General features: G+C 68.1%; 2 protein-coding genes and 1 pseudogene. All 3 read left to right on the plus strand.

Annotated elements, in window-relative coordinates; genetic code table 11:
* Nucleotides 1-1870, plus strand: a 1870-nt coding sequence (locus AC08OT_RS19560) for an ATP-dependent Clp protease ATP-binding subunit (protein WP_476603167.1), incomplete at its 5' end; no start/stop codon positions are given.
* Between the two features lie 447 nt (nt 1871-2317).
* Nucleotides 2318-2470: pseudogene (locus AC08OT_RS19565) on the plus strand (fibronectin type III domain-containing protein); the annotation flags it as partial.
* 469 nt (nt 2471-2939) lie between these two features.
* Nucleotides 2940-3719: a metallophosphoesterase gene (locus tag AC08OT_RS19570; RefSeq protein ID WP_476592057.1), complete on the plus strand. Its 780-nt coding sequence runs from the start codon at nt 2940-2942 to the stop codon at nt 3717-3719.
* Nucleotides 3720-3804 lie beyond the last annotated feature (85 nt).

The raw sequence follows: 3804 nt of genomic DNA on the forward strand, positions 1-3804 counted from the left end.
CGGTGAACCCGGCGTCGGCAAGACCGCCGTGGTCGAGGGACTGGCGCAGGCGATCATCAAGGGCGAGGTGCCCGAGACCCTGAAGGACAAGCAGCTCTATACCCTCGACCTCGGCGCTCTGGTCGCCGGTTCCCGCTACCGCGGTGACTTCGAGGAGCGGCTGAAGAAGGTCCTCAAGGAGATCCGGACCCGCGGCGACATCATCCTGTTCATCGACGAGCTGCACACACTGGTCGGCGCGGGCGCGGCCGAGGGTGCCATCGACGCGGCGTCGATCCTCAAGCCCATGCTCGCCCGCGGTGAGCTGCAGACCATCGGCGCGACTACGCTCGACGAGTACCGCAAGCACTTGGAGAAGGACGCCGCTCTCGAGCGGCGGTTCCAGCCGATCCAGGTCGCGGAGCCGTCAGTGGCGCACACGATCGAGATCCTCAAGGGGCTGCGGGACCGGTACGAGGCGCATCACCGGGTATCGATCACCGATGCCGCGCTGGTGGCGGCCGCCTCCCTGGCCGACCGTTACATCTCCGACCGGTTCCTGCCCGACAAAGCGATCGACCTGATCGACGAGGCGGGTTCGCGGATGCGCATCCGTCGGATGACCGCTCCGCCGGACCTACGCGAGTTCGACGAGCGCATCGCCACCGTCCGCCGGGACAAGGAGTCCGCGATCGACGCGCAGGACTTCGAGAAGGCCGCGTCCTTGCGGGACAAGGAGAAGACCCTCCTCTCCGAGAAGGCGAAGCGGGAGAAGGAGTGGAAGGCCGGCGACATGGACGTCGTCGCCGAGGTGGGCGACGAGGAGATCGCCGAGGTGCTCGCCATCTGGACGGGCATCCCGGTCTTCAAGCTCACCGAGGAGGAGACCGCGCGCCTGCTGCGCATGGAGGACGAGCTACACAAGCGCGTCATCGGCCAGCAGCAGGCCATCAAGGCCGTCTCCCAGGCGATCCGGCGCACCCGTGCCGGGCTGAAGGACCCCAAGCGCCCCGGCGGTTCGTTCATCTTCGCCGGCCCGTCCGGTGTCGGTAAGACGGAGCTGTCCAAGACGCTCGCCGAGTTCCTCTTCGGTGACGAGGACGCGCTCATCCAGCTCGACATGTCCGAGTACATGGAGAAGCACACCGTCTCGCGGCTGGTGGGTTCCCCGCCCGGCTACGTCGGCTACGAGGAGGGCGGCCAACTCACCGAGCGGGTGCGGCGCAAGCCGTTCTCGGTGGTCCTGTTCGACGAGGTCGAGAAGGCGCACCCCGACGTCTTCAACACCCTCCTGCAGATCCTGGAGGACGGTCGGCTGACCGACTCCCAGGGCCGGCTGGTCGACTTCAAGAACACCGTTCTGATCATGACGTCGAACCTGGGCACCCGGGACATCTCCAAGGGCCCCGGCATCGGGTTCGCCACCGGTCAGGGCGCCGTCGACTACGAGCGGATGAAGGCGAAGGTTCAGGACGAGCTCAAGCAGCACTTCCGGCCCGAGTTCCTCAACCGGATCGACGACATCATCGTCTTCCACCAGCTGTCCGAGGCCGAGATCATCCAGATCGTCGATCTGATGCTGGCCCGGGTGGACGCCCAGCTCAAGAACAAGGACATGGCTCTCGAGCTGACGTCGGCCGCCAAGGCCCTGCTGGCGAAGAAGGGGTACGACCCGGTGCTGGGCGCCCGGCCACTGCGCCGGACGATCCAACGGGAGATCGAGGACGTGCTGTCCGAGAAGATCCTGTACGGCACGCTCAAGCCGGGCGAGATCGTCGTCGGGGACGTCGAAGGCGATGGTGACGAGGCGAAGTTCGTCTTCCGTGGCGAGGTGAAGCCGAACCAGGTGCCCGATGCCCCGCCGGTCGATCTGGCCAAGTCCAGCGAGTAGGCACTCGGGAAGTTCCGGCTGCCTCCCGGGAGGCGGCCGGTCCGGTGACCTCGCAATGGCCGGACGCGATAGCCGGGCGTGATGGCCAGACGGCGATGGCCGGCGCAGCCCCGGGGCTGCGCCGGCCATCGCCGTCTCGGCCGCGTATCCGGGCTGGTCGCTCCAAAGTTGGAACACGTTCGTTCTCTCACACATCGCTCGGTCACACCGCTCAGTCGGCGACCGGTAACGGAATATGGGAAAATGTCAGCCACCGGATAACCACCTTGCCAGCCGGGGCACCTGGCGAGATCGGGTCCGGTTGCCGGCACAGCACAGGCACAACTTCATCGCCCCGAGGACGGTTCGGACTGCTGGTTCGGCGAACGGAGAGCTCCGCTGGTGACTGGTAGTCCCGACGTCGCGCTCGGCGTTCACCTGACCTTCGGCTCTGATCCCGCCACGTCCATGGTCGTCTCGTGGCTGACCCGAACTGCCGTCCCACGGCCCCAGGTACGGTTCGGCCCGGCGGATGGCGGGTCTACCGGCTCGGTGACCGCGCTCACCCGTTCCTACACGGACGCCCTGACGAACGAGGTGGTCTTCGCCCACCATGCGCACCTGTCCGGCCTCCTGCCGGCTACCGGCTACCGCTATGACGTGGGTCATGACGGGCGCTGGGGCCTGGCCCACGGGTCGTTCCGCACGGCTCCACGGCACCGGGCCGCCTTCAGCTTCACCTGCTTCGGCGACCAGGGCACCGACGAGCCGCATGACCCGTACGGCTCGGCCGCGTCACGCCACGTGGTGACCGGAGTGGAACGCCTCGCGCCGCTGTTCAACCTCGCGAACGGCGACCTGTCGTACGCCAACCAGCGCACAGATCCGGTTCGCGACTGGTTCGACTGGTTCACGATGATCAGCTCCTCCGCCCGGTTCCGGCCGTGGATGCCCTACAACGGCAACCATGAGACCGAGCGGGGCAACGGAGCGCTGGGGCTAGCCGCCCTACCAGGCCTACTTCGCCCTTCCCCAGCACGACGAGGAGGCCTACCTCGCCGGGCTCTGGTACGCGTTCACCGTCGGCGGCGTGCGGTTCGTCATGCTCAGCGCCGCCGATGTCTGCTATCAGGACAGCGGGCGGGTCTACCTCCATGGGTACACCGCCGGCCGGCAGACCTCCTGGTTGGAGCGGACCCTCAAACAGGCCCGCGCCGATTCCGGCATCGACTGGATCGTCGTCGGCATGCACCACGCCGCGGTGTCGACCGCGGCGGAGCACAACGGCGCCGACCTCGGTATCCGGGAGGAATGGCTGCCGTTGTTCGACACCTACGAGGTGGATCTGGTGCTCTGCGGCCACGAGCACCACTACGAGCGCACTCATCCGCTGCGCGGGGTCGTGCCGGACAGCGCGACCCGGACTCCCCGCCCGGTCCCCGATGCGACGACGCCCGCCCGGAAGACCGCTGACGGAGCGGGCGCCGCGGCTGTCGGCGGGGCCGGTGACCTGCTCGACACCTCGGCGGGCACCGTCCACCTGCTCGTGGGGACCGGAGGATCATCGTCGCCGTCCGCGCACGCACTGTTCGATCCACCCGCCTGCTGGGTCATCGTCGGCGTGCACGAACAGGATCCCGGCGGGTGGCATCGCCGATCGGCCCGGGCGAGGGAGGACGCGCCCTGGCTCGCCTTCCGGGCACCGGAGCATCCATACGCCTTCGCGGCTTTCGAGGTGGATCCAGGTGAACCGGGCGGCTCGACGAGCATCCGGGTGACCGTGTACGACTCCAGTGCACCGACGCCGGTCCCGTTCGACCGGTTCACCCTCGTCCGGCCACGCGCCGACGCGGCCGTGCCCACCACCTGACCGGCCACCCGACCGAGAAGCCGTCAGACGGTACGAAGCGGGCCGATTCTGATCGCCCTTCCAGCGAGACGTAGGTGTGTGTCCG

The organism is Frankia sp. CgJB1 (genome assembly GCF_977947065.1).